The sequence below is a fragment of the Stieleria tagensis genome (assembly GCF_024129865.1).
Classification (GTDB): domain Bacteria; phylum Planctomycetota; class Planctomycetia; order Pirellulales; family Pirellulaceae; genus Stieleria; species Stieleria tagensis.
Genome location: NZ_JAMYFE010000195.1, coordinates 1 through 1,893, shown reverse-complemented (window position 1 = coordinate 1,893; position 1,893 = coordinate 1). Strand labels below are relative to the sequence as shown.

Here is a 1,893-nt window from a genome sequence, read left to right as displayed (position 1 = left end):
CCCGCTGAACCCTGCCGTTACCCGAACGAGAATCCTCAATACGCAACAATGGCTACCGCTAGCGACGAAATCCAGCCGTCTTCCGAATTGATTGCGGCAATACTGGATGACGCGGTAACTCCACGATTCGAAGATTTTGAACGAGATGGATGTCCGCCACTTTTTGCGAATGTGGTTGTTGCCGTTCGCGAATCCCTGACATCCAAAGGAACGTTCTGCACCGCTTCATTGCCCAACTACGACGTAAATGGCGAATTGCGGATACGTGTACGTAAAACCGGATCGCCAATGCGAGTCATTTGGAGGGTGGAATCTTTGTTCCCTGCGATTATGCCGGAAACGGGGTTTGTTGGATTTGATGCTCGAGGTGATGCAAGGCTAGCCGGAAAACATTGGGCGATCCAAACGAAGGGATGGCAGGGCAAGTATAACGTTTGCGAATGGGCGGGCTGGAATTGAGAATTAACTCCTGACCAATCTTGATTGGCTGGCAAACAGAATCGGGTAACCATCGGATGCACGACGAGTCGCCGAGTCGTCGTTTTTGAAGTGGAGGATCGCTCGCGGCGACCGCGTGATCCGTAACGTTCGCCGACTGAAGAAAACATGGGCGGTTCAAAAGGTAACACGAAGTTTGACGGCATTCGCTGGGACAAACATTTCCAGACGTTTGTCGCGGACCGCAATTTCAACGGTCAAACGGTTGGCTTCACGTTCGACACGAACCAGATACGATCCGACGAATTGCTGGCAAGTCTCACGCCGACAGCCAATCGTATTTGGATGACGCACAATTCATGGTTCAAGAAATTTCGCGATTTTGTCGCCGCTGATCGTCTTTCGCAATTTAGGACGCTGCTGAGTCAGGAAGATCCGCCACTAACGATAACTGCAAAACAGATACGTGATTCGCTGACTTGCCCCTACATGATTACGATTCGTCCGCTTGACGATTCTGATTGCGTTCGTATCGATTTCAGCGGTGGCGGGCATGACTGGGGTGGCACCGATAGCCGACTTTCGGACTACCATGTAGAGGCTTCTGCAACATTGGATGGCGGTTTCGACGATGCAACGATCTTCACGTATTAACGGACAGATGAACGGGGAACCATCCGATACAACCGAGCGGCGAAGTCGGGCGTTTTGAAGTGGTTAATCTTCCGTCGCCGCCGGCTGATCGTAAACGTTCCCGTAGTGACTCGCGTAAAGGTGCGGATGTATCTGGCTGCTTACTCGTAGCGATGGACGCTGCAAGCTGCGGCGGTCGGTTACCGAACTTTAAAACTGCCGGTAGTGTCCGTTGTTGCCTTGCATTTCTCACACGCTCCTGATGGACGATGAAACGCCCACCGCAGTTGTCCAGCAAAACGCTCTGCATGAATCAATCGTCAATGTGTGACCAAGCTGATCCGCTACCGACATCCGGCGCCTTGATTGCCGACCTGACCCTGGGCGGGCCGGTGGTACGGGTGCCCGAATCCAGGCTGAAGATTGGCATGGGCGTCGAAGATCGAATATGCTGACCCAGCTGGACTTAAAAGAAGACGGGAACCAGACGATGTTCCGGAATCGCGAATCAGGTTTCGTCTGAGTTCCAAATCAATCGTCGCGATCTCGGAAATCGCTAACGTTACGAGTAATAGACTCCGCTGACGTTGTGGAACGAATTATGAATCGGATGCTGTCGGTCGGTTTGCATCACGGCGATGCCCTTCGATCGCGGCCGGAACGATTCAACTTCTCGCTCAAACGAGTTGCGTGATTCCAATGCTCGACTGCCGGGGATGGAGACGGGTGTGAATTGCTATCGCCTATCGCAAGGCATTGGCGGCGACGACCAGTCGAACCGCTGGCGACTTGCTTTGGAAACGCGGGTTGATTGTCGCCAAC

The 1,893-nt window shown here is 53.0% G+C and carries 2 protein-coding genes; both read left to right on the top strand.

Features of this window, described 5'->3' with window-relative positions; genetic code table 11:
- Positions 1 to 606 precede the first annotated feature (606 nt).
- The gene (locus tag NHH03_RS27765) at positions 607 to 1,092 is read left to right on the top strand and encodes a hypothetical protein (RefSeq protein ID WP_253161621.1); all 486 of its coding nucleotides are present in this window, start codon (positions 607 to 609) and stop codon (positions 1,090 to 1,092) included.
- 248 nt (positions 1,093 to 1,340) lie between these two features.
- Positions 1,341 to 1,526 carry a hypothetical protein gene (locus NHH03_RS27760; protein ID WP_253161620.1) on the top strand — a complete coding sequence of 62 codons (186 nt, stop codon included), beginning with the start codon at positions 1,341 to 1,343 and terminating at the stop codon, positions 1,524 to 1,526.
- Positions 1,527 to 1,893: the final 367 nt, after the last annotated feature.

Excerpts from the sequence above, each read along its gene's own strand:
- NHH03_RS27760 (WP_253161620.1), top strand. The coding sequence starts at position 1,341 with ATGAAACGCCCACCGCAGTTGTCCAGCAAAACGCTCTGCATGAATCAA.
- NHH03_RS27765 (WP_253161621.1), top strand. The coding sequence starts at position 607 with ATGGGCGGTTCAAAAGGTAACACGAAGTTTGACGGCATTCGCTGGGAC.